The organism is Duganella sp. CF517, assembly GCF_900110275.1.
GTDB lineage: Bacteria > Pseudomonadota > Gammaproteobacteria > Burkholderiales > Burkholderiaceae_D > Rugamonas.
The window spans coordinates 317,538-343,992 of record NZ_FODC01000006.1 but is presented as its reverse complement, the minus strand read 5'-3'; the positions used below and the strand labels follow the sequence as shown (position 1 = coordinate 343,992).

The 26,455-nt window shown below is 64.7% G+C and carries 22 protein-coding genes; 5 read left to right on the top strand and 17 right to left on the bottom strand.

Annotated features, from left to right (window positions below):
• Window positions 1-148: 148 nt before the first annotated feature.
• The 6 genes from BMX85_RS23675 to BMX85_RS23650 all read right to left on the bottom strand — a co-directional run bounded on the left by BMX85_RS23675 (window position 149) and on the right by BMX85_RS23650 (window position 9,443).
• On the bottom strand, window positions 149-1,594 hold the full coding sequence (locus BMX85_RS23675) for an RCC1 domain-containing protein (protein WP_090324591.1): 1,446 nt from the start codon (window positions 1,592-1,594) through the stop codon (window positions 149-151).
• Between the two features lie 240 nt (window positions 1,595-1,834).
• Window positions 1,835-4,213: a YgiQ family radical SAM protein gene (locus tag BMX85_RS23670; protein ID WP_218147400.1), complete on the bottom strand. Its 2,379-nt coding sequence runs from the start codon at window positions 4,211-4,213 to the stop codon at window positions 1,835-1,837.
• A 225-nt stretch (window positions 4,214-4,438) separates the two neighbouring features.
• A complete protein-coding gene (locus tag BMX85_RS23665; protein WP_090324589.1) occupies window positions 4,439-4,717 on the bottom strand; it encodes a DUF4404 family protein in 279 nt (92 codons plus the stop codon).
• 19 nt (window positions 4,718-4,736) lie between these two features.
• The gene (locus BMX85_RS23660; protein ID WP_090324586.1) at window positions 4,737-4,946 is read right to left on the bottom strand and encodes a VF530 family protein; all 210 of its coding nucleotides are present in this window, start codon (window positions 4,944-4,946) and stop codon (window positions 4,737-4,739) included.
• A 168-nt stretch (window positions 4,947-5,114) separates the two neighbouring features.
• Window positions 5,115-7,244, bottom strand: coding sequence for a M3 family metallopeptidase (locus BMX85_RS23655; RefSeq protein ID WP_090324583.1), 2,130 nt, complete (start codon window positions 7,242-7,244; stop codon window positions 5,115-5,117).
• 69 nt (window positions 7,245-7,313) lie between these two features.
• Complete coding sequence (locus BMX85_RS23650) at window positions 7,314-9,443, bottom strand: M3 family metallopeptidase (protein ID WP_229210644.1); 2,130 nt, start codon at window positions 9,441-9,443, stop codon at window positions 7,314-7,316.
• Between the two features lie 309 nt (window positions 9,444-9,752).
• On the opposite strand from BMX85_RS23650, the gene BMX85_RS23645 reads away from it, so the two are divergent.
• A complete protein-coding gene (locus BMX85_RS23645) occupies window positions 9,753-10,526 on the top strand; it encodes a hypothetical protein (RefSeq protein WP_143068053.1) in 774 nt (257 codons plus the stop codon).
• Window positions 10,527-10,534: 8 nt separating this feature from the next.
• Here BMX85_RS23645 and BMX85_RS23640 read toward each other — a convergent pair whose 3' ends face one another.
• On the bottom strand, window positions 10,535-11,110 hold the full coding sequence (locus BMX85_RS23640; RefSeq protein WP_090324576.1) for a TMEM175 family protein: 576 nt from the start codon (window positions 11,108-11,110) through the stop codon (window positions 10,535-10,537).
• Between the two features lie 338 nt (window positions 11,111-11,448).
• On the opposite strand from BMX85_RS23640, the gene BMX85_RS23635 reads away from it, so the two are divergent.
• Complete coding sequence (locus BMX85_RS23635) at window positions 11,449-11,730, top strand: hypothetical protein (RefSeq protein WP_090324573.1); 282 nt, start codon at window positions 11,449-11,451, stop codon at window positions 11,728-11,730.
• Between the two features lie 41 nt (window positions 11,731-11,771).
• Here BMX85_RS23635 and BMX85_RS23630 read toward each other — a convergent pair whose 3' ends face one another.
• From BMX85_RS23630 to BMX85_RS23620, 3 genes are all read right to left on the bottom strand, one after another.
• Entirely contained in the window at window positions 11,772-12,218 is a 447-nt protein-coding gene (locus tag BMX85_RS23630) for an SRPBCC family protein (RefSeq protein WP_090324570.1), read from the bottom strand.
• A 94-nt stretch (window positions 12,219-12,312) separates the two neighbouring features.
• Window positions 12,313-13,383: an SMP-30/gluconolactonase/LRE family protein gene (locus tag BMX85_RS23625; protein WP_090324568.1), complete on the bottom strand. Its 1,071-nt coding sequence runs from the start codon at window positions 13,381-13,383 to the stop codon at window positions 12,313-12,315.
• 83 nt (window positions 13,384-13,466) lie between these two features.
• Window positions 13,467-14,615 (bottom strand): GGDEF domain-containing protein, encoded by a 1,149-nt coding sequence (locus tag BMX85_RS23620; protein WP_229210643.1) that lies wholly within the window; start codon window positions 14,613-14,615, stop codon window positions 13,467-13,469.
• A 221-nt stretch (window positions 14,616-14,836) separates the two neighbouring features.
• On the opposite strand from BMX85_RS23620, the gene BMX85_RS23615 reads away from it, so the two are divergent.
• The gene (locus BMX85_RS23615; RefSeq protein ID WP_090324565.1) at window positions 14,837-15,304 is read left to right on the top strand and encodes a heme-degrading domain-containing protein; all 468 of its coding nucleotides are present in this window, start codon (window positions 14,837-14,839) and stop codon (window positions 15,302-15,304) included.
• Window positions 15,305-15,314: 10 nt separating this feature from the next.
• Here BMX85_RS23615 and BMX85_RS23610 read toward each other — a convergent pair whose 3' ends face one another.
• From BMX85_RS23610 to BMX85_RS23600, 3 genes are all read right to left on the bottom strand, one after another.
• Window positions 15,315-15,527 (bottom strand): SlyX family protein, encoded by a 213-nt coding sequence (locus tag BMX85_RS23610; RefSeq protein ID WP_090324563.1) that lies wholly within the window; start codon window positions 15,525-15,527, stop codon window positions 15,315-15,317.
• Window positions 15,528-15,572: 45 nt separating this feature from the next.
• The gene (locus BMX85_RS23605; protein WP_090324560.1) at window positions 15,573-16,028 is read right to left on the bottom strand and encodes a cache domain-containing protein; all 456 of its coding nucleotides are present in this window, start codon (window positions 16,026-16,028) and stop codon (window positions 15,573-15,575) included.
• A gap of 87 nt (window positions 16,029-16,115) precedes the next feature.
• Window positions 16,116-18,188, bottom strand: coding sequence for a UvrD-helicase domain-containing protein (locus BMX85_RS23600; RefSeq protein WP_090324557.1), 2,073 nt, complete (start codon window positions 18,186-18,188; stop codon window positions 16,116-16,118).
• Window positions 18,189-18,330: 142 nt separating this feature from the next.
• Here BMX85_RS23600 and BMX85_RS23595 point away from each other — a divergent pair, with 142 nt between their 5' ends.
• Complete coding sequence (locus tag BMX85_RS23595) at window positions 18,331-18,813, top strand: AtaL-like protein (protein ID WP_090324554.1); 483 nt, start codon at window positions 18,331-18,333, stop codon at window positions 18,811-18,813.
• Between the two features lie 10 nt (window positions 18,814-18,823).
• Here the strand turns inward: BMX85_RS23595 and BMX85_RS23590 are convergent, their stop codons facing one another.
• Both BMX85_RS23590 and BMX85_RS23585 read right to left on the bottom strand, forming a co-directional pair.
• Window positions 18,824-19,960, bottom strand: coding sequence for an HD-GYP domain-containing protein (locus tag BMX85_RS23590; protein ID WP_090324551.1), 1,137 nt, complete (start codon window positions 19,958-19,960; stop codon window positions 18,824-18,826).
• Window positions 19,961-20,050: 90 nt separating this feature from the next.
• Complete coding sequence (locus tag BMX85_RS23585) at window positions 20,051-21,493, bottom strand: dihydrolipoyl dehydrogenase (protein ID WP_090324549.1); 1,443 nt, start codon at window positions 21,491-21,493, stop codon at window positions 20,051-20,053.
• 88 nt (window positions 21,494-21,581) lie between these two features.
• On the opposite strand from BMX85_RS23585, the gene BMX85_RS23580 reads away from it, so the two are divergent.
• On the top strand, window positions 21,582-22,475 hold the full coding sequence (locus BMX85_RS23580) for an ArgP/LysG family DNA-binding transcriptional regulator (protein ID WP_090324546.1): 894 nt from the start codon (window positions 21,582-21,584) through the stop codon (window positions 22,473-22,475).
• 8 nt (window positions 22,476-22,483) lie between these two features.
• Here BMX85_RS23580 and BMX85_RS23575 read toward each other — a convergent pair whose 3' ends face one another.
• Both BMX85_RS23575 and hemE read right to left on the bottom strand, forming a co-directional pair.
• Window positions 22,484-24,517 (bottom strand): primosomal protein N', encoded by a 2,034-nt coding sequence (locus tag BMX85_RS23575; RefSeq protein WP_090324543.1) that lies wholly within the window; start codon window positions 24,515-24,517, stop codon window positions 22,484-22,486.
• Between the two features lie 744 nt (window positions 24,518-25,261).
• Entirely contained in the window at window positions 25,262-26,344 is a 1,083-nt protein-coding gene (gene hemE / locus BMX85_RS23570; protein WP_090324541.1) for a uroporphyrinogen decarboxylase, read from the bottom strand.
• Window positions 26,345-26,455 lie beyond the last annotated feature (111 nt).

The window sequence follows — 26,455 nt, the reverse complement described above, 5'->3', positions numbered from 1 at the left end:
AAATTGTAGCCGCTTCACACTGCTTTCCGGTGCTTTATGACATGTCGTGGACACAAAAAGCAACGGACGGCCGGGCCCGCGCCCGCCGTCCGTCCGCGCCCGCCACCCGGGGGTGGCGCCGCGATGCCGTTACCGTCCGATTCGCCGCCTAGTTCGGCACGTTGACCGGCACCGGCGCGTACGGCGCCTTGCCGCCGGTGCCCAGCTGGCCCTCGGCATTGCGGCCCCAGCCCCACAGCGTGTCGTCCGCCTGCAGGCCGAAGCTGTGCGACATGCCGGAGGTGATGGATTTCCAGTTGGTGCCGGTGCCGATCTGCAGCGGCACCAGGGAATTGGCGCCACCGGTGCCCAACTGGCCGAATTCGTTGGCGCCCCAGCTCCACAGGGTGCCGTCGGTGCGCAGGCCGACGGTGTGCTCGGCGCCGCCCGACATCTGCGACCAATTGTTGTCGGTGCCGATCTGCACCGGCGCGGTGGCGTCGGTCACGGTATTGTTGCCCAGCTGTCCAAGGGCGTTGGCCCCCCACGCGTACAACGTGCCGGAGGTGGTGATCGCCATCGAGTGGGCGGCGCCGGCCGCCAGCGAGGTGAACTTGAGCGTGCCGATCTTGGCCGGCGCCGTCACGTCGGTGCGGCTGGCGTTGCCGACCTGGCCGCTCGCGTTGCCGCCCCAGCCATACAGGTCGTTGGTGTCGCGCTGGATCGCCAGCGAATGGGAGTCGCCGGCGGCGATCGAGGACCAGAACAGCACGCCGATCTTGGTCGGCACCGAACGGTTGCCGGTCAGGGTGGCGTCGCCGAGCTGGCCCTTGTCGTTGCGGCCCCACGCGTACAGGTTGCCGTTGACCTTCAGCGCCAGCACGTGGGCCTTGCCGGCCGCCACCACGGCCCAGTCCTTGGCCGTGCCGACCTGGGTCGGCACGGCGCGGTTGATCTGGGTGCCGTCGCCCAGCTGGCTGTCCAGGTTATAGCCCCACGCCCACATGGTGCCGTCGTTGCGGATCGCCACGACGAACTGGTCGCCGACGGCCACCTGTTTCCACGTCGGGCTGGTGCCGGCCACCAGCACCGGCGCGTTGCGGTCGATGGTGGTGCTGTCGCCCAGCTGCGACTTGATGTTCGAGCCCCAGCTGTACAGATTGCCGTCGGCCTTGCGGGCGACGGTCTGGTAGCCGCCGGCGGTCACGCCCATCCATGGCGCCGTGACCGTGATGGGCAGGGTGCCGACCACGCTGTCGACGGTGGCGGTGACGTTCTCGGTGCCGACCGCCTTGGCCGTGAGCGAACCGTTGGTGGCCACCGCCACCGCCTTGCCGTTGGTCGGCGCCCAGATCAGGCCCATGGCGGCGGTCAGCGCCTTGGTGCTGCCGTCCGAATAACTGCCGGTGGCGACCAGCACCTTCGGCGCCGTGCCCACGGCGATGGTGGTGGCGTTGCCGGGCACGGTGATGGCGATGCTGCGCAAGGTCGGCGTGGCGGCCGCCGGCGGCGTTGCCGCCGAGCCGCCACCGCCGCCACCGCCGCAGGCGGCCAACACCGCCAGCAGGGCGACCATCGGCACGTGCAGCAGGGACGAGAATTTAAAGTTTTTCATGATGATCCAGTTTCACAGTGAAAGTCTGCGTTGCCGGCCGTCGGAGATGACAGCCATCCTCGACCAGTGTAGTCGCAGCGACCCCGTCCGCATCGCCGGAGCAGGACCGAATTAGCCGTGCAATTTGACCGATGCGACGATTTGGCAACATTTCCATCGGCATGGCCGAAAAAAAAGCAGATACATCGCTGCATCTGCTTTTTTCTGTGTCCCGCTTTCGCCGGCGCTAAGCGGCGGGTTCTATTTGCGTCCGCGCGGCGCGGCGGCCGGCGCGCGCGCCGGTTTGCCGCCCTTGACGGGGGCCGGCGCCGCCGGCTTCTTGACCTTGATGGTGTCGAGGATGGACGCGCGCACCTTGGTCTCGAGCGACTGGCGCGCCGTCAGCGAACCGGTCAGCGCGTTGGCGCGCTGCCCCTGGCCGCCGCGCTGCTGCGCCTGGGCCGAGGCCACGATGCCGGACTTGGCACCCTTGCCGCCCATGCCACCCTTGGCGGCGGCGCCCGGCAACGGCAGCGCCGAGGCCGGGCCACGGCGGCCGTCGGTGCTCGGGTTGCTGGTCGCCTCGCCGGCCGACCAGCTCGGGATCAGGTGCTTGTCGCCATTGCCGATCAAGTCGCCACGGCCCATGGCCACCAGCGCCTCGCGCAGGATCGGCCAGTTCTCCGGGTCCTGGTAGCGCAGGAAGGCCTTGTGCGTGCGGCGGATCTTGCCGCTGCGGGCCGTCTCGACGGTTTCCGAATCGGCCGTCACCTTGCGCAGCGGATTCTTGCGCGTGTGGTACATCGTGGTGGCCATCGCCATCGGCGTCGGCATGAAGGTCTGCACCTGGTCGAGCTTGAAGTTGTTCTTCTTCAGCCACAGCGCCAGGTTCAGCATGTCCAGGTCGGTCGTGCCCGGGTGGGCGGCGATGAAGTACGGGATCAGGTACTGCTTCTTACCGGCCTCCAGCGAGAAGCGGTCGAACATTTCCTTGAACTCGTCGTAGGCGCCGATGCCCGGCTTCATCATCTTCGACAAGGTGTTCTCTTCGGTGTGCTCGGGCGCGATCTTGAGCAGGCCGCCGACGTGGTGCGTGACCAGTTCCTTGACGTACTCGGGCGAACGCACGGCGATGTCGTAGCGCAAGCCCGACGAGATCAGGATTTTCTTCACGCCGGGAATGGCGCGCGCCTTGCGGTACAGCGAGATCAGCTTGCTGTGGTCGGTGCCGAGGTTGACGCAGATCGACGGGTACACGCACGACAGGCGGCGGCACGATTCCTCGATCTTCGGGTCCTTGCAGGCCAGCCGGTACATATTGGCGGTCGGACCGCCCAGGTCGGAAATGGTGCCGGTGAAGCCCTTGGTCTTGTCGCGGATGTGTTCGATCTCGCGCAGGATCGACGGCTCCGAGCGGCTCTGGATGATGCGGCCCTCGTGCTCGGTGATCGAGCAGAACGTGCAGCCGCCGAAGCAGCCGCGCATGATGTTGACCGAGAAACGGATCATCTCCCACGCCGGAATGCGCGCCTTGCCGTACGACGGATGCGGCGCGCGCGCGTAGTTCATATCGTAGACGCCGTCCATTTCGTCCATGCGCAGCGGCAGCGGCGGCGGATTGATCCACACGTCGCGCTCGCCGTGCGCCTGCACCATCGCGCGGGCGTTGCCGGGATTCGATTCCAGGTGGAACACGCGCGAGGCGTGCGCATACATCACCGGATCGGCGCTGACGGTCTCGTACGACGGCAGCCGCACCACGGTCTTGTGGTGTTTTTCCTTTTCCATCGCCTGGCGTTCTTCGCGGCTCATGATGCGGATGGTTTTGACCACCTCGACCGGAGCGACGGGAACAGGCTTCGGTTCGACCATCGCCTCGTTGACCTCGGCTTCGCCGCCGGCGGCCTTGGCGCCGCCGTTCTCGGTGGCGCACGACGACGTGTTCTGCTGCACCATCATGTACGGGTCGACATGCGGATCGACCTTGCCCGGCGTATCCATGCGGGTGCTGTTGTTGACGCCCCATTCCTCGCTCGGCAGCCAGCCGGCCGGCACCATGAAGGCGGTGCCGCGCAGGTCGCGGATGGTTTTGATGTCCTCGCCGGCGGCCATGCGGTGGGTCAGGTCGACCAGCGCGCGCTCGGCGTTGCCGAAGATCAGCAGATCGGCCTTGGAATCGGTCAGCACCGAGCGGCGCACCTTGTCCGACCAGTAATCGTAATGGGCGATGCGGCGCAGCGAGGCCTCGATCGAGCCGATCACGACCGGCGTGCCGGGGAAGGCTTCGCGCACGCGCTGGGCGTAGACGGTGACGGCGCGGTCGGGCCGCTTGTTGGGCTCGCCGTTGGCGGTGTAGGCGTCGTCGGAGCGGATCTTGCGGTCGGCCGTGTAGCGGTTGACCATCGAATCCATGTTGCCGGCGGTGATGCCGTAGTACAGGCGCGGCTTGCCCAGCGCGCGGAAAGCCTCGGCCGAGGTCCAGTCGGGCTGGCTGATGATGCCAACGCGGAAGCCTTGCGCCTCCAGCAGGCGGCCGACCAGCGCCATGCCGAAGCTCGGATGGTCGATGTAGGCGTCGCCGGTGACCAGGATCACGTCGCACTCGTCCCAGCCGAGCGCGTCCATCTCGGCGCGGGACATCGGCAGGAAAGGCGCGGCGGCAGCGCGGGCAGACCGCTTGGGGACGGTCGCGAATAAATTGGTAGGGGAGATCATATCGGACAGCATTGTACCGGAAATGCCATCCCTCCGCTCACGGGGCGCGGAAAATTCTTTTAGTATTCAACAACTTGTGACGAAAGCGCCAGTATTATCGGACGATAAACGCTGGCGCTTCGACACCGCCCGGGCGGGTGGCGACAAGCTTTAAACGCCGATATTGGACAGCATGCGGCCCAGTTCGCGCAGCGCCGGCTCCAGTTTCGGATGTTCGGCGGCGAATTTGGCCGAGATTTCCTGCGAGCGCTCGGCCAGGCCGTAGGTGGTGGTGCCGCCGTCGGGCTGCTCTTCCTTGCCGCGCTCGAGCAGGGCCTGGATGTCGCCGTCGAGCTGCACCAGCAATTCCTGCAATTCGGCGTCGACCGGGCCGGCATTGGCCAGGTTGGCCTGCAGGGTTTTGAGCGATGTTTTCAGATTACTGTCCATGATGCTTATCCCTCGTTGTTCAATCGGCAAATTTGGTGGTCACGTATAACTCTTCGACCTTAGTCCTTGCCCACGGTGTCTTGCGCAAAAACTTCAGGCTGGATTTAACGCTTGGATCGCTGATGAAGCAATTGATGTCGATCCGCTGGGCCAGCTGTTCCCAGCCGTAATGCTTGTGCAAACGGGTGACGATGGCTTCCAGCGTGACGCCGTTCAAATCATTACTCATGTTTATATCTTACTCAAAAAATGAAAGGGCCGAAGCCGATTCTACACAAATCGGGTTCGGCCTCGGGTTCCGGGTGGACGCGGGGGCTATCGGCGGCGCTTGGCGGATTACGCTTCGCTAATCCGCCCTACGTGTTTACCGGGTTTCACTCACGCTGCTGGCCCGGGTTTATTTTTCCGTCAAGCCGCGGCGTTCCAGCAGCGGTTCGATCTTGGCGTCGCGGCCGCGGAATTCGCGGAACATTTGCATCGCGTCCATCGTGCCGCCCTTCGACAGCAGCATCTTGCGGAAGTAGTCGCCGTTCTTGCGCAGCATGCCGCCGTTTTCGTTGAACCATTCGACGGTGTCGGCGTCGAGGCGCTCCGACCACAGGTAGCCGTAGTAACCGGCCGAATAGCCGCCCGAGAACACGTGCGAGAAGTACGTGGTGCGGTAGCGCGGCGGCACCGGCGCGTAGTCGACGCCGGCGGCCTTCAGCGACGCCGCCTCGAAGCCCAGCACGTCGGTCGGGATCTGCGACGCGCCCAGCTGGTGCCATTTCTGGTCCAGGATCGACGCGGCCAGGTACTCGGTGGTGCGGAAGCCTTCGTTGAATTTCTTCGAGGCGATCACCTTGTCGAGCAGTTCCTGCGGCATGGCGGCGCCGGTCTGGTAGTGCTTGGCGTAGTTGGCCAGCACTTCCGGCTGGGTCGACCACATCTCGTTGACCTGCGACGGGAATTCGACGAAGTCGCGCGGCACGCGGGTGCCGGCGAAGCGCGGGTACTTGACGTTCGAGAACATGCCGTGCAGCGCGTGGCCGAACTCGTGGAACAAGGTGCGCAGTTCGTCGTAGGTCAGCAGGGTCGGCTCGCCGTCGTTCGGCTTCGGAATGTTGAGGTGGTTGGCCACCACCGGCTGCGTGCCCATCAGCGACGATTGCGACACGTAGGCGTTCATCCAGGCGCCGCCGCGCTTGTTGCTGCGGGCGTAGAAGTCGGCGATGAAGATGGCCAGTTGCTTGCCATCGGCGTCGATGACGTCGAACACGCGCACGTCCGGGTTGTACACCGGCAGGTCCTTGCGCTCCTTGAACGACAGGCCGTAGACCTTGTTGGCGGCGAAGAACACGCCATTCGTCAGCACGCTGTTGAGCTCGAAGTACGGCTTGAGCTGGTTCTGGTCGAAGGCGAAGCGCTCGGCGCGCACCTTGTCGCTGTAGAACGACCAGTCGTGGGCGGCCAGCTGGAATCCACCCTTCTCCTTGTCGATGACCTGCTGGATTTCGGCGCCTTCCTTCTTGGCGTTGGCGACGGCCGGACGGGCGAACTCGGACAGCATCTTGTTGACCGCTTCCGGATCGTGCGCGGTCTGGTCTTCCAGCGCGTAGGCGGCGAAGCTTGGATAGCCCAGCAGCGCGGCCTTGTCGGCGCGCAGCTTGGCCAGTTGCAGCACCACTTGCGTGTTGTCGAACTTGCCGCCGTGGCTGCCGCGCGTCAGCGACGCGGCCATCAGGCGCTCGCGCGTGGCGCGCTTGGTCAGCACGGCCAGGTTGGCCTGGCCGGAGGTGTTGACGACCGGAATGGCGAACTTGCCTTCCAGGCCGCGCTTGGCGGCGACGGCGGCGGCGGCGTCGATCGCCTTGTCGCTCATGCCGGCCAGTTCCTCTCGGGTGTCGACGATCAGCGCCGAGGCGTTGGCTTCCTCCAGCACGTTCTGCGCGAACGTGGTTTGCAGCTTGGCCAGCTCGGCGTTCATCGCCTTGAGCTTGTCCTTGTCGGCGGCCGACAGCTTGGCGCCGGCGCGCACGAAATCGGTGTTGTAGCGTTCCAGCAGGTATTTCGATTCGGCGTCCAGGTTCAGCTTGTCGCGCTTGGCGTACAGCGACTGGATGCGCGCGTACAGCTTGCCGTTGAGGCGGATCGCGTCGCTGTGGGCCGCCAGTTTCGGCGACAGATCGCGCTCGAGCGCCTTGAAGGTGTCGTTGGTGTTGGCGCCCGACAGGTTGCCGAACACGCTCGACACGCGCGACAGCAACTGGCCCGATTTTTCCATCGCGACGATGGTGTTGTCGAAGGTGGCCGGTTTCTTGTTGTTGGCGATGGCTTCGATCTCGGCCGCCTGCTGGCGCATGCCTTCGGTGAACGCCGGCGCGTAGTCGTCGTCCTTGATCTTGTCGAACTGCGGATAGCCGTATTGCAGCGGGCTCGCCTTGGCGAACGGGTTGCTCGCCGCCAGCAGCGAGGCGGGTTGCGCGGCGTGGGCAACGCCGCAGATGGCGGTGACGGCGGCGGTGATGATCAGGTTGGTACGAATCATGGAAATCCTTTTGCTTGAGTATTTATTTTCACCCCGCACCGCGCTCAATCGCGGGGTGCGGGTTTGACGTTACTTGCCGGTCAGGCCACGGCGTTCCAGCAGCGGCTCGATGACCGGAGCGCGGCCACGGAAATTCTGGAACAGATTCATCGCATCGTCGGTGCCGCCGCGCGACAGCAGCTTGGCGCGGAACCAGTCGCCGTTCTCGCGCTTCAGGCCGCCTTTTTCCTTGAACCATTCGACGGTGTCGGCGTCGAGCTTCTCCGACCACAGGTAGGCGTAGTAGCCGGCCGAGTAGCCGCCCGAGAAGCTATGCGAGAAGTACGTGGTGCGGTAGCGCGGCGGCACCGGCGCGAAATCGACGCCCATGTCCTTGAGCGACTGCGCCTCGAAGGCCAGCACGTCGGTCGGGATTTGCGCCGGGGTCAGCTGGTGCCAGCGCTGGTCCAGCAGCGACGCGGCCAGGTATTCGGTGGTCAGGAAGCCCTGGTTGAACTTTTTCGACGCGATCACCTTGTCGAGCAATTCCTTCGGCATCGGCGCGCCGGTCTTGTAGTGCTTGGCGTAGTTGGACAGCACCTCGGGCCACACGGCCCACATCTCGTTCACCTGCGACGGATACTCGACGAAATCGCGCGGCACGCTGGTGCCGGAGAAGCGCGGATACTTCACGTTGGAGAACATGCCGTGCAGCGCGTGGCCGAACTCGTGGAACGCGGTCTTGACCTCGTCGTAGGTCAGCAAGGTCGGCTCGCCGGCCGGCGGCTTCGGAATGTTGAGGTGGTTGGCCACCACCGACTTGGTGCCCAGCAGGGTCGACTGCGAGATGTACTCGTTCATCCACGCGCCGCCCTGCTTGTTGCCACGGGCGTACATGTCGGCCAGGAAGATGGCCAGTTGCTTGCCGTCGGCGTCGAACACGTCGAACACGCGCACGTCCGGGTTATACACCGGCAAATCCTTGCGCTCCTTGAAGGTGATGCCGTACAGCTTGGTGGCGGCGAAGAACACGCCGTTGACCAGCACGTTGTCCAGTTCGAAGTACGGCTTGAGCTGGTTCTCGTCGAAGGCGAAGCGCTGCGCGCGCACCTTGTCGGTGTAGTAGGCCCAGTCTGCCGCGCCGATCTTGAAGGCGGCCTTTTCCGTGTCGACCACGGCCTGCAGGTCGGCCGCTTCCTTTTTGGCGTTGGTGACGGCCGGCGGGGCCAGTTCGCCCAGCAGCTTGTTGACGGCGGCGGTGTCGTGCGCGGTCTGGTCCTCCAGCGAGTAGGCGGCGTAGTTTTCGTAGCCCAGCAGGGTGGCCTTCTCGGCGCGCGCCTTGGCGATCTTCAGCACCACCTGGCGGTTGTCGAACTCGCCGCCGTTGGCGCCGCGCGCCAGCGACACGGCCATCAGCCTGTCGCGCACGGCGCGGCTTTTCAGCACGGCCAGCGGCGGCTGGCCGCTGGTGTTGACCAGCGCGATCAGGAACTTGCCGTCCTTGCCCTTGGCCTTGGCGGCGGCGGCGGCGGCGTCGATCTCGGCGTCGCTCATGCCGGCCAGTTCCTCGCGGGTGTCGACCAGCAGCGCCGAGGCGTTGGTTTCCTTCAGCACGTTTTGGGTGAAGGTGGTCTGCAAGGTGGCGATGACGCCGTTGAGCGCCTTCAGTTTTTCCTTGTCGGCGGCCGACAGGTTGGCGCCGGCGCGGACGAAGTCGGTATGGTAACGCTCCAGCAGGTGCTTCGATTCGGCGTCCAGCTTCAGGCTGTCGCGCTTGTCGTACAGCGCCTTGACGCGCGCGTACAGCTTGGCGTTCAGGTAGATGGCGTCGCCGTGGGCGGCCAGCTTCGGCGACATTTCGCTGTCGATGGCGTCGAGCTTGTCGTTGGTGTTAGCGCCTTGCAGGTTGCCGAAGGTGGTTTGCACGCGCGTCAGCAGCGCGCCGGATTTCTCCATCGCCACGATGGTGTTGTCGAACGTCGCCGGCTTCTTGTTGTTGGCGATCGCATCGATTTCCTTCAACTGCTGGCGCATGCCTTCGGCGTAGGCCGGCAGGAAATGCTCATCCTTGATCTTGTCGAACGCCGGATAGTGGAACGGCAACGTGCTGGCGGTGGCCAGCGGGTTGCCCGCCAGGGAGGCGGCCGGAGCGGCCAGGACTGTCTGGGAAAAGGCCAGGCCTAGGGCGGCGGCGACAACAAGCATCTGAGGACGGGACATGATCTGGATCTTTCAATAAGCGCCAAGAAAAATGCCGGCGCGGCAAAGCGCGGCACGGAAGCGCAAGATCATATCAGGGTGACAGACAGCCAGTCATCCGCAAAAAATGGTGCACTGCACTTGATCGGAATTGACCGCGATTTTCCGAAGAATGATTTGCCTCGCAGCTATTTGCAGGGCCGGCGGACGCCACGCACCGGTGCCGACCGTAGAAATGGCGCCGCCGCTCCCAGCGCGCACGGTACGCGGAAATTATCGAAATAATTACACTTTGTATTAAGATCGCGGTTCCTGACCAGGAGGATCATCTTGCCGCGTACCCTGTTTCTTGCCGTTGTGCTCGCCGCCGCCGGACCGTCCGATGCCGCCATCACTCCGGACGCCTTCAACAAGGTGGCGCCGCCGCCGGGCTTGTACCGCATCGACAGCGACGCGTCCATGCGCATGGCGCCCGACAGCGCCACCGTCCGGCACCAGCTCGACGGCGCCAGCGGCAAGCTCGACGTGACCGCCACGGAGCCGGGAAAAAGTCCTCAGCGCATCTACAACGGCGCCAGCGGGCAGAAGCCGTACTGCCTGCCGCCGCGCAACGGCAAAGCACAGATCCTGCCGCCGGAAATGGCCGCTTCCGCCTGCAAGAACATCTCGGAAAGCATCACCGACACGACCCTGACCACCGAATCGCAGTGCGCGATCGGCAAGGTCAAGATCACCATTCGCAAACTCGGCAACGACAGATGGGAAATGACGCACGAGTCCGACACGAAGACGTCGCCGGCCGCGTCCAACATCAACGCCATGCGGCCGATGCTGGAGAACGCCGCCAGGAACGCCTCGACGGCGGAAGCGCGCGCGCAGGCCAGGCAAATGCTGGCCGATCTACCGCGCCAGCAGGCCGAGATGCAAGCGGCGCTGGCCAAGACCCGGGCCGATTTGCTCACGGAGCAAGCCAGCGCCAGCTCGGCGGCGGAGAAGGCCGAGATCGCCAAGCAACTGCAAGCGCTGGATCAGGGCGGCCCCGGGATGCACGCCACCAGCCGCTCGCTGTGGACGCGTATCGGCGGCAGTTGCGCCGCCCGTTAGCATCCGGCTCAGGAACGCATCGCCGCCTCGATGCGGCGGTCGGGCAGGAACCACAGGATCGCCACCAGCACGAGCAGCGTGAACGACGCCCACACCGCCGCGAAGGCCAGCGGCACGGCGAGGAAATACAGCACCATGGACGCCATGCCCTTGCGGTCCTTGCCGATGGCCTTGGCCAGCACGCGGTCCTTCGGATTGCAGGAGATCAGCCTATGTTCAAGGATGAAATAGGCCACCGACGACAGGAACAGCGTGGCGGCGTACAGCGCGACGGGCAACGGCGCGAAATGGTTCTCGCCCATCCAGCCGGTGGCGAACGGGATCAGCGACAGCCAGAACATCAGGTGCAAATTGGCCCACAGCACGGTGCCGTTGACGACCGTCGAGGCGTGCAGCATGTGGTGGTGGTTGTTCCAGTAGATGCCGACGTAGACGAAACTGAGCACGTAGCTGAGAAACACCGGCACCAGCGGCTCCAGCGCCGCCAGATCCGCGCCGTGCGGCACCTTCAGTTCCAGCACCATGATGGTGATGATGATCGCGATGACGCCATCGCTGAATGCCTCAAGCCTGCCTTTGCCCATGTGATTCCCCGGTGTTTTTTGTGGGCTGATTTTACAGGATGGCAGGCGGCATCTGTGAAACCGGTACGGGAGTCGCGCGTTCCCCCACGCTCGGGTTTGATTGCGCAAGGCGTCCACCTTGGGCAGTCCGCCAGCAGGTCGGTGGCTCGATGACAGCGAGGCCGCGCACTACAACTTTGGCGAGTGATCGGCAACGGCGGAACAAATCGCGCTTTGCAGCGGGCAGTTCGAGCGCGCGACTTGCAGGTCGGCCGTCGCGTGCGGAACTGCGTCAATCGTGCGCTCTATGCCGCGCGCAGATGACGGCGTAAAGTAGTGATCACTGCGGAGGAGCCATCATGAACAGCGAGAACCAGGCCCGGCAGGGCCAGCCGTACGTCGCCGAGCGCGTCGCCCATCTGGAGACGGCGATCGACTACCAGGGCCAGGCTATAGCGGGACTGCGCGACGAAATGCGTGCCGGCTTCGTGCGTACCGACGCCGAGTTCGTTCGCGTGCATGAGCAATTGACGAAGATCCGCACCACGGACTTCCGCATTCTGTTGAGCATCTGCTTGACCACCGCCCTGGGCACGGCGGGCTTGATCGTCAAGGTTTACGGCCTGCTTCCGTCTCCTTGAGCGTCATCGCGCCGCCGCGACATATCTCCACCCATCTAAAATTACTGGCGGATCTCCGGCTCGACCAGTTGCGCCAGCAGCACCAGCGATTCCTGCCAGCCCAGATAGCAGGCCTCGGCCGGGATGACCGCCGGTATGCCCTCCTGCACCACCTTGATCTCCACGCCGCAGAACACCTCCCGCAAGGTCACGGTCGTCTGCATCTGGCCCGGCAGGTCGGGAACGTCGAACTTGGCCGTGTAGCGCAGCAGCTCGTTGGGCACCAGTTCCAGGTATTCGCCGCCGAACGAGTGGCTGTCGCCGGTGGTGAAATTGGTGAATGACATACTGTAGGTGCCGCCGACCACCGCATCCATCCGGTGGACCTTGCCGGTGAATCCAAACGGCGGCAGCCATTTGGCCATGGCGTCCGGATTCAGGAAGGCGCGATAAACGCGGTCCGGCGTGGACTTGAGGACGCGATGCAGTTGCACGGTGTTGGTGGTCATAATCGATTCTCCCGAAAGAAGTAGAGGACAGCCCTCAGATCATACGACGAACGGCGAACCGCCGATTCGACATCGGCCGGCTGTTTTTTTTCGACTATTTGGCCAGCCATCCCAGGCTACCGCCGTTGGCGCTATGGATGTAGAGCCGATCGGCGGTCTCGGTCACGCCGGTGGTGAGCGCCGAGGCGCCGCTTGGGTCCTGCAGGTCATCGACCACCTTGCCGTCCTCGGTCAGCGCGATGACGTGCCCGTATGGCTTGGGCATGGACCACAGGAAGCGCGGAATGCGCAGCGCCAGCTCGCGCAGATACGGCCGTTCCGCCATCGCATCCAGATCGTTGCGCTGACCGGCGAGGCCGAGCCAGATCCTGCCATTTGTTCCACGCATCAAATTGTCCGGATAGCCGGGCAGGTTATCGGCCAGCACCGCCGCCTGTGGCGAGGGCGTCGCGACATCGAGCCGCTCGGCGCCGACGGCAATTTTCCACACGCGGTACCTGCCGCTTTCGGCGACCAGCAGGTGTTGCTGGTCGGCGCTGAGAGCGACGCCGTTGGCGAAGCTCAGGCCCTTGGCGACCACGCGGGTACGCTTGGCGGCCGGATCGTATTCCAGCACGCGGCCGGTGGCCGACTGCTCCATCACGTCGAGCATCGCCGCCGCCTCCGTCCCGCCCCACTGCGCGGTGGTGAACCGCTCGGAGGCGTCGCTGAAATAGATCTTGCCGTCGGTGGCGACGACGACCGCGTTGGCGAAGCCGATCGCCTTACCGTCCACCGCATCGGTCAGCGGCGTGACCTTGCCGTCCGGCGCCACCGACAGCAGCCCCTTGATGGCGTCGGCGACGATCAGATTGTGTCCGGCGTCGAAGGCCAGGCCCAGTGGCCGGCCACCGGTCGAGGCGAACACCGCCTGCCCGCCACCGTCCCGGTCCATGCGCAGAATATGGCCGCTGGCGACGGCGGTGTACAGCAGGCCGTCGCTGCCGAAAACGACGTGCTCGGGTCCTTGCTCGGCGCCGAGGGGGATCCGCCGCTGGCCCGCCAGCTTGGCGTTGACGGCGTGGGCGCCCTGGTACCCCGGCGCGGCCGGGGCCTGCCAGCCGACCGCCCGGATCGGGACCGGCCAGAACGCCAGATAGGCGGCGACGACCAGGATGCCTAACATGGTGACCCGAATTTTTGTGTGCACATGGCGTCCAAATAGCAGGGATTAAACCACGTCGGCGCGACGGCCGCCAGCGGCCGGTGCTATCCGCCCAGGGTGATGGCCCGGCCCTGCGCCTTGGCGAGGTACAGCCCGGCGTCGGCGCGGCGCAGCATGGCCTCGATGGTGTCCGCGTCGGACAGCCGCATGGCGATGCCGGCGCTGTACGACAGGTCGAAGTCCAGGGTCGGCAGCACGTGATCGGCCAGCCATTCGCGCAGGCGCCGGTCGTAGGCCTGGACGGCGGCGAGGTCCGCGCGGTTGAGCAGCACGCAGAATTCCTCGCCGCCGTAGCGGCAGAAGACGTCGCCGGTGCGGCTGACCGCCCGCAGCGCCGCGGCGAAGCGCTGCAGCGCGCGGTCGCCGGCGGCGTGGCCGCGGGTGTCGTTGAGTTGCTTGAAGTGGTCGAGGTCGAGCATCAGCACGCCCATCGGCTGCCGGTAGCGCACGCTGATCGCCAGGTCGATGCCGGCCTGCGCCAGCCAGGCGCGTCGATTGAGGACGCCGGTGAGGCCGTCGACCGTGGCCAGCCGCTCAAGCTCGCGCGCGGCCTCGTCGCGGTGGGCCAGCAGGATGGCCGCCAGCGACAGCACCACCGTGATGTTGGCCACCAGCGCGAACACCAGGTTGACCACGTGCGGCGCGAAAAAATGCGGGAAGTCGGCCGTGTAGAAGGCGCCCAGCGCGCCGCGCCAGGCCGTCACCACCATTTGCGCCAGCAACGAGATCACCAGCAACCAGCGCCAGCGGCCGACCGGCGCCTGCGGCCGGCGGCACAGTGCGATGACCACCATCGCCATTTGCACGGTCAACAGGCCGTTGGCCCAGCCGACGCGGAAGGCGTAATTCGAAAAACCGGCGCCGTAGCCGAGCGTCAGCAGCACGGCGATGATGGCCGGCGCGCGCGCGGTGGCCTGGCGGCCGCACCACAGGTCGAACGCGACCGCGTTGAACGCCATGCCGCCGGCGATGCAGCCCATCGACAGCGTCGACAGCAAACGGTCGAGCCAACCGCCCGCCTCGCACATGCTCGACAGCAGCAACAGTACCCAGCCGGCCGTCTGCAGGCCGATGCCGACCTGCGCGCGGCGCGCTGGCCGGTTGACGTGCCCCATGAAGTACGGCAACGCGACCGCCATCGTCAACATGTTGAGCGTCATGGCGATAAGCAGGGTGGAAACGTCGATGTGCATGAAAAACCACGGGAGAGCGTGGCGGGGCGCGGCACGCGGGGCGGTAGTATAACGCACAACCATCTGTTCCATCAGACAACTTTATGGGCATTGACACAACTAAATGCCCGCGATCCGTCTGGCGCAGGGGAAAAAATGCCGAGCTCGGCTACACTGGCGGTCCGCGCGTCGCGACGACGCTTATCGACTACGCTTACCGACTACGCTTAAAAGGATTATCGATGGAAAATTTCCCCGAGTTGCTCGACACGCTGACGCAGCAAGAGAAGGACCTGCAATTCACCGCTTTCGGCAGCGATACCGCGCTGGCGCTGGGCTTGAAGGTGGTCGAGCTGGCCAAGGACAGGCAAAAGAGCGTGACGGTCAACATCACCGTCAACGGCAAGGTGCTGTTCCACCACGCGATGCAGGGCGCGTCGGCCGACCAGGCCGACTGGATACGCCGCAAGAACAATGTGGTGGAGCGCTTCGGCCGCTGCTCGTTCTTCATCGGCATCGACCATAAGCATCGCGGGGTGGCGTTCGACGAGATCAAGTATCTCGATCCGGCCGACTACGCGGCCCACGGCGGCGCGTTCCCGATCACCATCAAGAACGTCGGCATGATCGGCACGGTGACCGTGTCGGGCCTGCGTCAGGCGGAAGACCACGCGATCGCCGTCGAGGCGTTGCGCGCGGTGCTGGTGTGACAGTCAGAAATCAATAATGCGGCGGCGGCTCGTGCGCGAGCGCGCCGCCGCTGTTGCCTTGCGCCTGGTCGCGCACATGCTGGACCAGCGCCGCGCACATCTGCTCGAGCTTGTCGATCTGCTGTTGCTGCTCGTAGACGCGCTGGTTCAGCGACTCGACGATGTGTTCCTGGTGCGCCAGTTTGATTTCAATATCGATGAAGCGGTCTTCGGTGTTGCCCACGGCATGCTCCCTGCTGGAAAGCATGCATTCTAACCGCCCCGGCGCTTATTTCAGATAGACGCCCCCGCACATCACCATATCTTCTTCCGGCACGCAGTACATGCTCTTCGGTTCGATCTTGCCGTTGGTCGGGTTGGTGAACTTGTAATCCTGCCAGAACGGCTTTTTCTTCTTGGCCAGCTCGATGCGCTCCTTGATGAAGAATTTGCCGTCGACGTCGCGGATCTCCATCAGGTTCTTGCCGATCATTTTGGGATTGGCGCCGTGCGTGCGCACCACGCCGTCGAGGCCGTAAATCACCAGATACAGGTCGCGATCGACGAACTGGCCGTCCTTCTTGCCGATCTCGGCGTAAGTTTTCTCGTTGCCATTTGCCTTCCAGTACTTCAAACCCTTGGCCACCATGGCTTCGGCTTCCGCCTTGGTGGCGAATTCCTCGGCATGGGCCGCGGGCAGCAGCGCGCAGGACAGCAGTAAAGCGGCGATAAGTCGGGTACGCAAGATGTCACCTCCGGAAGCATTCGGACCAAAGCGGTCGGCAATCGATGCTAGCACATTGCCAGCGGACAACGCGCGCCTATCGCTGCTTTAAGGCTTCACTTCCGGCTTGGGTGTGGTTAAAAGTTCCTTCATCCTTGCCAGCCGCTCCTTAGGCGTGATGATCTCGGATTCGACCGGCACGGCGGTGCCGACGTCGAGCTCCATTTCCTTGATGAAACGCGACGGGTCGCAATGGACCTGTTCGCCGCCGCGCTTGCGCTTTTTGCACCACGTGATCTGCAAGGTGCGCTGGGCGCGCGTGATGCCGACGTACATCAGCCGCCGCTCCTCCTGCACGCGGGCGGCGATGGTCTCGGCCGGCGCGTCCGGATCGCCCTTGTGCGGCAGGATGCCCTCCTCGACGCCGACCAGGAACACGTGCGGATACTCCAGCCCCTTGGACGCGTGCAGCGTCGACATGCGCACCGCGTCCGGATCCTCGTCCTGGCCCTCGAGCATCGACATCAGCGCCACCATCTGGGTCAGCTCCAGCACGTTCTTTTCGTCGCCGTCGCGGTCCTTGCCGCCGCGGCCGCGCTCCTTGAGCCAGTTGGTGAACTCGAGCACGTTCTGCCACTTGCCCTGGGCGGCGCGCTCGTCGAACATGTCGTACAAATAGGACTCGTAGTTGATCGCCTCCAGCAGGTCGTCGAGCACCTGGGCGGCGTTGTCGCCGCTGCCGCTCGGGCCGGGACGGCTGGCGCGCGACTCGAGGTTGTTGATGAAGTTGCAGAAGTCGCGCAACGGTCCCAGCTGGCGGTCGTTGAGCAGCGCTTCGATGCCGCCCTTGAACACCGCTTCGAACAGCGAGCACTGCCACTGGCCCGAGAACGTGCCCAGCGTTTCCATGGTCGACTGGCCGACGCCGCGGCGGGGCGTGGTCACGGCGCGGATGAAGGCCGGATCGTCGTCGGTGTTGGCCAGCAGGCGCAGGTAGCTGATGATGTCCTTGATCTCGGCCTTGTCGAAGAAGCTCTGGCCGCCGGAAATCGTGTACGGAATGCGTTCCTTGCGCAGGCTTTGCTCGATGATGCGCGCCTGGTGGTTGCCCCGGTACAAAATGGCGTAGTCGGACCACTTGTTCTTGCGCTGGAAATGGTCGGCCGAGATCATGATGGCCACCTGCTCGGCCTCCTGGTCGTCGTTGGCCATGCCGAGCACATTGATCGGCTCGCCCAGGCCGTGCTCGGACCACAGCGACTTCTCGAACAGCTTGGGATTGTTGCCGATCACCGCGTTGGCCGCCTGCAGGATGCGGGTGGTCGAGCGGTAGTTCTGCTCCAGCTTGATCACCTGCAGATCGGGGAAGTCGGTCTGCAGGGTCTTCAGGTTTTCCACCGATGCCCCGCGCCAGGCGTAGATGGCCTGGTCGTCGTCGCCGACGGCGGTGAACATCGGCTTCTTGCCGATGCCGGTCACCATCAGCTTGACCAGCTCGTACTGGCAGGTGTTGGTGTCCTGGTACTCGTCCATCAGCAGGTAGCGCAGGCGGCGCTGCCACTTGTCGCGCACCGGCTCGTTACTGCGGAACAGTTCCACCGGCAAGCGGATCAAGTCGTCGAAGTCGACCGCCTGGTAGGCCGACAGGGTCGCCACGTAGCTGGCGTAGATGCGCGCCGACTGCGCCTCGTCCTCGTCCTTGGCCTGCTGCAGCGCGATCATCGGGTCGACCAGGCCGTTTTTCCACAGCGAAATGTCGGTCTGGATACGGCGCACCACCTGCTTGTCGGTGGTGATGGCCAGATCCTGGATCAGCGAGCCGCAATCGTCGCTGTCCATGATGGAAAAGCGGTCCTTGAGGCCGACGCCGTTGGCCTCCTGGCGCAGGATCTTGACGCCCAGCGAGTGGAAGGTCGACACCGTCAGCTGCTTGGCCTGCTTGGGCTGCTTGAGCAGCTTGGCGATGCGCTCCTGCATCTCCAGCGCCGCCTTGTTGGTGAAGGTCAGCGCGGCGATGGTGCGCGGGTCGTAGCCGCGGTCCTCGATCAGGTGGGCGATCTTCTGCGTGATGACGCGCGTCTTGCCCGAGCCGGCGCCGGCCAGCACCAGGCACGGGCCGTCCAGATAGGTCACGGCTTCGCTTTGCGGGACGTTGAGGCCGAATTGTGGTGCTTTGGACATCGGGGGACGATCTGACGAGGGAATAGCCAACCATTGTAGCAGCGCCGGGCCGTCGCTTGCAGGCTGGCGCCAAGCCTTGGTGACATTTGCGTTACCATGTTGGCCTGGAGCGCAAACGCGCCCGCTTTTACACGGTAGAACTATGAAATTCGAACATTTAATAGAGATTAACGACCCGCTGAACCCCTTGATCGACACCCTGACCGTCGACCAGCTGTGGGCCGGGCTGGTGCTCAGCGCCGAATCGCCGAAGCTGTTCGTGCCGCACCTGGACGAGTGCGTCGTCGACGAGCGCAGCGACCACGGCTTCCGCCGCCGCCGCCGCTTCGGCGAGCTGGTGGTCGAGGACCGCGTGGTGCTCGAACCGATGCGCCAGCTGCGCTATGAAGTGGCGCCGCAGCAGGACATCAGCCGCCAGAGCCTGACGGTGACCATCGAAACCCCGACCGCCGATACCCTGTACGTGCGCTTCCAGTACCAGGACGACCACGACGCCGCCACCGACGCCGCCAACGCCATGTACGACGAGTTCCGCAAATCGGCCTACCAGGAGTCGGACATCGACATGATCCGCGTGCTGCGCGACCTGGCCTCGCAGGGACGGCTCGGCGCCACGCTGAACTGATCCGCGGCGGCTACAGCGCCGCCGCGCGGCCCCACACCTGTTCCATGCGCAGCGGCGGCGCGTTCAGCGCCGCCACCTGGGCGTTCGTCAGCACCTCGCGGATCGCGTGCAGCGGCACCCGCGTGTCGCGCTCGAGGAACACGTCCAGCGGCGCGCCGCGCGGGCCCAGCACCGACTCCACATGCGGCGTCGTCGATTGCAGCCCCCGGCGTGACACCACCGCCACCTCGCCGTTGATCAACCGTACGTAACTGCCGATGGGATAGACGCCGAGCTCGCGTATCAGCAGCGACGCCAGGTTGGTGTGCAGGGTGGTCCTCGCTTCCAGCAGGATGTCGCGCAGCGCCGCGTTGGCGGACATCGCCGGGCGGTAGCCGCGCTCGGACACGCGCGCGCAGTAGCGGTCGGCCAGGATCACCAGCTTGGCCAGCGGTGGAATCTGCGCGCCGGCCTTGCCGAACGGATAACCGGTGCCGTCCTCGTTTTCATGGTGGTGCAACACGCAGTCGACCCAGGCCGGGTCGGTGATGCCGACCTCGGCCAGCAAGCGCGCGCTCAGCTCGGGATGGGCCATCATGCGCGCGCGCTCGGCCGCGTCGAAGGCGCCGGCGCCGTCATGCCAGCGCTGCTGGTCCTCGAGCAAGCCCAGATTCATCGTCAGTGCGGCCAGGGTGACGGCCATGATGTCGTCCGGCGCACGCTCGCGGGCGCGGGCGAGCACTTGCGAGACGATGGCGGTGTCGACGCAGTGGCGCACCGGATACGGCGCCTGCCGCTGGTTGTGCAGGATGCTGGCGGTGGCGATATCGACATTCAGCGAGATCGCGTCGCCCACCAGGGTCGCGATCTCTTCGAGCTTTCGGCGCAGGCCGGGCGGCGCCGCGCCGCCGGCGATCGCTTGCTGCAGCCCCTGCAGTTGCAGGCAAGCGCCGTTGAGCTTGCGCAGCACCGACTCCGGCCCGGTCGCTTCCGGGCCGGAGTCGGTATAGTCTTCAAAACTGCCGCGCTCGATCAGATAGGCTATCTGCGTGGCGCTGGCGATCATGTGTCCCTTACGTACCAGCAACGCGCCGGTGTCGCCATACACGTTCCACGGAATCAGCATTCCCAACTTCAAATCCGCCGCCGTGACCTTACGTATCTTCATGGAACAACTATCGCAACTATCAAGTTCGCAGCATAAAGCTTCCCGTGAGAAATGTGTGACTTTTTTTGTATCGTTATGTGACATTCATGTTCACGGCGCCGGCGTGCAGTCGACGCAGGGATCGTCGTGCTTGGGCTCGTTCGCCAACTGGTGCGCCAGGTCGCGCAGCGCGGTGCGCACGCCCTCCTCCACCACCGGATGGTAAAACGGCATGTCCAGCATGGCGGCCACGCTCAGCCCGGCCTGGGCGGCCCACGACAGCAGATGGCCGATGTGCTCGGCGCGCGGACCGATCATCTCGGCGCCGAGGAAGCGGCCGCTGCGGAACTCTCCGTAGACGCGCAGCATGCCTTGGTTTTGCAGCATCACGCGGCTGCGGCCCTGGTTCTCGAACGACACCTTGCCGACCGCGAAGCGCCCCTTGTGCGAAGCGCACAATTCCTCGTGGCTGGCGCCGGCCGTGGCGATCTGCGGCTCGGTGAAGGCGATCGTCAGCGGCGTGCGGCGCAGCCCCGGCTTCACGTCCGGATAGCGGGCGGCGTTGTCGCCGGCGATGCGGCCCTGGTCGGCCGCCTCCGGCAGTTGCGGCCGATCGTTGTCGGCGTCGCCGGCAATGAAGATCGGGCCGTCCTGGCATTGCATCGTGTATTTGTCGAACAGCGGGATGCCGTGGTGGTCGCGCTTGAGGCCCGTGTGTTCCAGTCCCAGCTCGTGCACGTTGGGGCGCCGGCCCACCGCCGACAGCAGGTGGCTGAAGCGCTCGGTGCGCTGCTCGCCGTCCAGCCGGGTGCTGGTGACGACCAGTTGCTCGCCGTCGAGCTCGACCGTCGTGACCTTGGTCTCGTAGCGGATGTCGAGCTCGCCGCTGAGGGCGCGGCGGGCCACCGCCAGCACGTCCGGATCGCTCAGCTGGGCGATGCTTTCGCCGCGCGCGAAAATGGTCACGCGCACGCCCAGCCGGTGCAGCGCCTGCCCCAGTTCCAGCCCGATGATGCCGGTGCCGGCGATGGCGATCGATTCCGGCAAATCGTCCCAATAGAACACGGCGTCGCTGTTGATGACGCGCGGACCGGCGGCGGCCCATTCCTCCGGCACGATCGGGGTCGAGCCGGTGGCGATGACGAAGCGTTCGGCCTCGACCACGGTGTGGTCGCCGACCTGCAGCTTGTTTTCAGCGATGAAGCGGGCGTGGCCGTGCAGCTTGTCCGCTTCCGGATAGCCGTCGACCGCCTCGACCACGAAGCCGACGAAGCGGTCGCGCTCGGCGCGCACGCGCGCCATCACGGCCTTGCCGTCGATCCGCACCGGCCCCGGATGGACGCCAAAGGCCGGCGCCGCCTTGGCCGCGTGCGCGGCCTCGGCCGCGGCGATCAGCAGCTTGCTGGGCATGCAGCCGACCCGGGCGCAGGTGGTGCCGTAGGGGCCGCTCTCGATCAGCACGGCCTGCTTGCCGCCGGCGGTCGCGGCGCGGTAGGCCGTCATGCCGGCGGTGCCGGCGCCGATCACCGCAACTTCGGTCTTGATAGTCTTCATCGTGGGTTCCGTTTGGTTTTCTAATTTTACTTTGGAGCAAAAGAGCATTAGTATTACTTATTGTATTTCAATTTTATAAGTAACACTTATGGCTCCACTAGACTATCGCGCGCTTGCCGTGCTGGACGCCGTCGCCAGCCATGGCAGCTTTGAAAAGGCCGCCACCGCGCTCGGCATCAGCCAATCGGCCGTTTCCCAGCGTATCAAGGCGCTGGAGGACGCCGCCGGCCGGCTGCTGATCGTGCGCGGCCAGCCGGCCGTGCCGACCGGGCTGGGCCAGCGGCTGGTGTCGCACCACCGCAGCGTCAAATTGATGGAAGCCGCGCTCGATATCGATCTCGGCAACAAGGTTAGCATGCCGGAGATTTCGCTGGCGGTGGATGCGGCCAGCCTGGCCACCTGGTTCCCGCTGAGCTTGCAACCGTTGCTGTCGCCGCCGCGTTGCCAACTCAACATCCAGCAGGCCGCGCGCGACATGGCCCTGCATCTGGTGCGGGAGGGTAGCGTATTTGGCAGCATCGCCGCCGCCCAGCCGCACGGCGAACCTGCGGCCAACGGCCCGGAAGTGACGCCGCTGGGCAAGCTGCGCTACGTGTGCGTGGCCACGCCGGCGTTCGCCGGCCACTGGTTCGGCGACGGCTTCTCGGCCGAGGCGGCGCGGCTGGCGCCGGCCGTGGTGTGCGACCGCGACATGATGGCCGGCTTCCTGCGCGAGGTGCTCGACCTGGACGGACCGTATCCGCACCACACGGTGCCGCTGTCGCCGGCCAGCGCCGAGTGCATCCACGGCGCCCTGGCCTACGGGCTGATGCCGCTGTCGCAGGCGACCCGGCCGCTGGCCGACGGCCGCCTGGTCGACCTGGCGCCGGGCAGGCATGTCGACGTGGCGCTGAACTGGCACGCGTGGAACCTCGATACGCCGTTCACGCGCGCGCTCAGCGAGCAAATCGTCGCCACCGCGCGGCGCTGCCTGTTGCAATAGGCTCGGGTTTAAATATCGAGCGGATCGACTTCCAGCGACCATTTCACGCGGCTTTTCATCTCGCGCAGGGTCCACAGCCAATCCTTTAGAAACGCCTGCAGCATCGGCCGCGACGCCGATTCGACCAGCAACTGCGCGCGGTCGACGTTGTGCACGCGGGTCATGCTCATCGGGATCGGGTCGTTGATGGTGATGCCCGGATGCTCGACGCAATCGCGGGCGATGGTCAAAAATTCGATGGCGGTCGCCAGCTCGGGCGCCTCGGCGCGCAGCAGCGCCTGGAACAGGTACGGCGGCAGCGCCGCCTGCTCGCGCTCCTCCAGCAGCGCCGACGCGAAGTGGTCGTAGTCGTGGTGCACCACGGCGCCGTATAGCGGATGCTGCGGATAGCGGGTCTGGATCAGCACCTCGCTGACGCTGCCGCCCTCGGTCCGGCCGGAGCGCCCGGCGCGGCCCGCCACCTGCATCAGCTGCGCGAACAGCCGCTCGCTGGCGCGGTAGTCCTGCGAAAACAGCGCGGTGTCCGGATTGAGGATGCCGACCAGGGTGAGCTTCTTGAAGTCGTGGCCCTTGGCGACCATCTGGGTGCCGATCAGGATATCGACCTCGCCCCGGTGGACGGTGTCGAAGGCCGCTTGCGCGCTGCCCTTCTTGCGGGTCGAATCGGCGTCGATGCGCAGCACGCGCGCTTCCGGGAACAGCGCCTGCAGGCCCTCCTCGACGCGCTGGGTGCCGCGTCCCAGCGGTTGCAAATCGACGTTGCCGCAGGTCGGGCAGTGTCGCGGAATGCGCAGCTCCAGGCTGCAGTGGTGGCAGCGCAGCCGGTGCTCGGGACGGTGCAGCACCATGAACGAGGTGCAGCGCGTGCACTCGCTGATCCAGCCGCACGACTCGCAGCAGATCACCGGCGCGTAGCCGCGGCGGTTGAGGAACAACAGCGATTGCTCGCCGCGCTCCATGCGCTGCCTGATGGCGGCGATCAGTCCCGAGGTCAGGCCGTCCTTCGGCTTGTCGCGCTCCATGTCGATCAGCTTCACCTGCGGCAGCACGGCGTTCTTGACGGCGCGCTCGCGCAGTTCCAGCTTGCGGTAGCGGCCCGACTGCGCGTGGTGCCAGCTCTCGAGCGACGGCGTGGCCGATCCGAGCACGATCGGGATGCCCAGCTGCCAGGCGCGCCACACGGCCAGGTCGCGCGCCGAATAGCGCAAGCCTTCCTGCTGCTTGTACGACGGGTCGTGCTCTTCGTCGATGACAATCATCTTCAGGTTCGGCAGCGACGCCAGGATCGCCAGCCGGGTGCCAAGCACGATGCGCGCCCGGCCAAGGTGCGCGGCCAGCCAGTGCAGCATGCGCTCCCCTTCGGACAGGCTGCTGTGCAGCGTCGCCAGCATCACGCCGGGGAAGCGCGCGCGGATATTGCCTTCCAACTGCGGCGTGAGGTTAATCTCGGGCACCAGGATCAGGATCTGCGCGTCCGCCTCGCGCGCCAGCACCTGCGCGCACGCCTGCAGATACACCTCGGTCTTGCCGCTGCCGGTGACGCCGTACAGCAACGTGGGCGTGAAGCCGGCCGCGCCACCGATGGCGTCGGCCGCCTCCTGCTGCGAGGGATTGAGCACCGGCATGTTGAGCGGCGTGCCGTCGTGCGGCGCGTCGAGCTTGGCCAGCTTCTTCAACGCTTTGTCCAGGGTCAGCGGGGTGGGTGCGCGCAGGTTCTTGGGCAAGCCCGGCAGCGCCACCTCGCCCAGCGGACGCTGATAATAGTCGGCGGCGAAGCCGGCCAGCGCCAGCCATTGCGCCGACAGCGGCGCCAGCTGGCCGCGGACCGCCAGTGCATCCTTCAATTTACCGTCCGGCACATCGGTCTCGGCGGCGACGCCGACGATCAGCCCCATCACCTCGCGCGGGCCGAACGGGACGAACGCCAACTGGCCGACTTGCGGCTGCTCCGCCGCATCGCAATACCAGCGGTAATCGAAAATGGCATTCAGCGGGGTATCGAGCGCCACCTGAAGAATGCAATGATGAAAGAGGCCCTGCATAGTTCCAATCACATGAAATTCGGTACTGAACCAGGCTCCACGGTTTTTGTGGATAACTTTGTGGACAAGAGAATCTTAATCTCCGGAAACCAATCACTTAACAGTTGGTAGCCGCGCCAACCGGGCAAATATTCGAATTTATTTGTCTTTAAAATCAACCACTTGGAAAATCCCCCGTGGGAGGCTCAGAAAACCGTTTTTTTCTCCGCTGCTGTGCATAAGTGAAGTATTTCGGGTAATTTTTTAACGATTTTCAACACTTTCCCGAGGGTTTTAATGACCACCGGAAAATACAACCGGCGGTCGATAAGAGCAAATTTTATACAGGCCGCATCCGAACGGTTTGCGCGTCCATAACTTAGTTATCAAGGCGGCCACTTTGCCTAAAAATCGTGCAGCGCAACATAAACCTCATGCAAAACAACAACATTATGGCTAAGTCACGGTTTACTAAGTACTTTTATTTTTTATCCACAGTTTTTGTGGATAACTTTGTGGACAATGAAGAAATAAACCTGCGCAAGCCCGACTTATGGGTTTACAACCAGTACCCACCCCCAGCCGGGGGGCAAAAAATTTATCTTATAAATCAAAGACTTACAAACACTCCGAAGGCCAAAAAAATAGTGCTGCCTGTTATTCTTGCACCAAAAAAAATTGTGCATAAGTCGGTTTGCTTTCCTCTGCGCACCAATGAAAATGGGGCACGTCCGATTGGAACGTGCCCCACGGGTTTGCGGTAAATCAAGATGCGCGCTGGGCCTTGCTATAGGTATGAACAGCGTCGACCATGGCCGCCACGTTTTCCGGCGGCGTGAACTGGGAAATGCCGTGGCCCAAATTAAATACATGTCCATTGCCGTTTTCCGGCTTGCCGAAGGCGTCCAGCACCTTGTGCACTTCGGCGCGGATCTGTTCCGGGCTGGCGAACAGGATCGCCGGGTCCAGATTGCCCTGCAGCCCGACCTTGTGGCCAACCAGCTTGCGCGCCCGCGTCAGGTTCACCGTCCAGTCCAGGCCGACCGCATCGGCGCCGATGTCGGCGATTTGCTCGATCCACTGGCCACCGCCCTTGGTGAAGACGATGGCCGGGATCTTGACGCCATCCTTGCCCCGTTTGAGCAGCGACACGACCTGGCGCATGTAATCGAGCGAGAACGCCTGGTAGGCGCCGTCGGCCAGCGCGCCGCCCCACGAGTCGAAGATCATCACCGCCTGGGCGCCGGCGTCGATCTGGGCGTTCAGGTACTCGGCCACCGCCCTGGCGTTGATAGCCAGGATGTGGTGCATCAGGTCCGGACGGTTGTACAGCATCTTTTTGATGGTGTGGAACTCGCGCGAGCCCTGGCCTTCGACCATATAGCAGGCCAAGGTCCACGGGCTGCCGGAAAATCCGATCAGCGGCACGCGGCCGTTCAATTCCGTGCGGATCTGCGTGACCGCCTTGAATACATAGTCCAGCGCCCCCGGTTCCGGCGCGCGCAGCGCCAGCACGTCGGCCTCGGTCTTGAGCGGACGCTCGAACTTGGGGCCCTCGCCTTCGACGAAATACAGGCCCAGGCCCATCGCGTCGGGCACCGTCAGGATGTCGGAGAACAGGATGGCCGCGTCCAGCGGGAAGCGGTCCAGCGGCTGCAAGGTCACTTCGGTGGCGTAATCGGGATTGGTGGCCAGGCCCATGAAGGAGCCGGCCTTCTGGCGCGTGGCGCGGTATTCCGGCAGGTAGCGCCCCGCCTGACGCATCAGCCATACCGGGGTGTGTTCGGTCGGCTGGCGCAACAACGCACGCAAGAAGGTGTCATTCTGAAGCGGAGCAAATTGTGGCATGAAAGGCAATCAAAAAGCGGGGAAAGGGCTATTATCGCACTCCGCGCCGATTTTTTTTCGCGGACGCTGGAACATTGCGCCCCCTTTCTCTATCATCCTAGCACCCCGCCC

Excerpts from the sequence above, each read along its gene's own strand:
- BMX85_RS23675 (WP_090324591.1), bottom strand. The coding sequence starts at position 1,594 with ATGAAAAACTTTAAATTCTCGTCCCTGCTGCACGTGCCGATGGTCGCC.
- BMX85_RS23670 (WP_218147400.1), bottom strand. The coding sequence starts at position 4,213 with ATGTCCCGCGCCGAGATGGACGCGCTCGGCTGGGACGAGTGCGACGTG.
- BMX85_RS23665 (WP_090324589.1), bottom strand. The coding sequence starts at position 4,717 with ATGGACAGTAATCTGAAAACATCGCTCAAAACCCTGCAGGCCAACCTG.
- BMX85_RS23660 (WP_090324586.1), bottom strand. The coding sequence starts at position 4,946 with ATGAGTAATGATTTGAACGGCGTCACGCTGGAAGCCATCGTCACCCGT.
- BMX85_RS23655 (WP_090324583.1), bottom strand. The coding sequence starts at position 7,244 with ATGATTCGTACCAACCTGATCATCACCGCCGCCGTCACCGCCATCTGC.
- BMX85_RS23650 (WP_229210644.1), bottom strand. The coding sequence starts at position 9,443 with ATGTCCCGTCCTCAGATGCTTGTTGTCGCCGCCGCCCTAGGCCTGGCC.
- BMX85_RS23640 (WP_090324576.1), bottom strand. The coding sequence starts at position 11,110 with ATGGGCAAAGGCAGGCTTGAGGCATTCAGCGATGGCGTCATCGCGATC.
- BMX85_RS23635 (WP_090324573.1), top strand. The coding sequence starts at position 11,449 with ATGAACAGCGAGAACCAGGCCCGGCAGGGCCAGCCGTACGTCGCCGAG.
- BMX85_RS23630 (WP_090324570.1), bottom strand. The coding sequence starts at position 12,218 with ATGACCACCAACACCGTGCAACTGCATCGCGTCCTCAAGTCCACGCCG.
- BMX85_RS23625 (WP_090324568.1), bottom strand. The coding sequence starts at position 13,383 with ATGTTAGGCATCCTGGTCGTCGCCGCCTATCTGGCGTTCTGGCCGGTC.
- BMX85_RS23620 (WP_229210643.1), bottom strand. The coding sequence starts at position 14,615 with ATGCACATCGACGTTTCCACCCTGCTTATCGCCATGACGCTCAACATG.
- BMX85_RS23615 (WP_090324565.1), top strand. The coding sequence starts at position 14,837 with ATGGAAAATTTCCCCGAGTTGCTCGACACGCTGACGCAGCAAGAGAAG.
- BMX85_RS23600 (WP_090324557.1), bottom strand. The coding sequence starts at position 18,188 with ATGTCCAAAGCACCACAATTCGGCCTCAACGTCCCGCAAAGCGAAGCC.
- BMX85_RS23595 (WP_090324554.1), top strand. The coding sequence starts at position 18,331 with ATGAAATTCGAACATTTAATAGAGATTAACGACCCGCTGAACCCCTTG.
- BMX85_RS23590 (WP_090324551.1), bottom strand. The coding sequence starts at position 19,960 with ATGAAGATACGTAAGGTCACGGCGGCGGATTTGAAGTTGGGAATGCTG.
- BMX85_RS23585 (WP_090324549.1), bottom strand. The coding sequence starts at position 21,493 with ATGAAGACTATCAAGACCGAAGTTGCGGTGATCGGCGCCGGCACCGCC.
- BMX85_RS23580 (WP_090324546.1), top strand. The coding sequence starts at position 21,582 with ATGGCTCCACTAGACTATCGCGCGCTTGCCGTGCTGGACGCCGTCGCC.
- BMX85_RS23575 (WP_090324543.1), bottom strand. The coding sequence starts at position 24,517 with ATGCAGGGCCTCTTTCATCATTGCATTCTTCAGGTGGCGCTCGATACC.
- hemE (WP_090324541.1), bottom strand. The coding sequence starts at position 26,344 with ATGCCACAATTTGCTCCGCTTCAGAATGACACCTTCTTGCGTGCGTTG.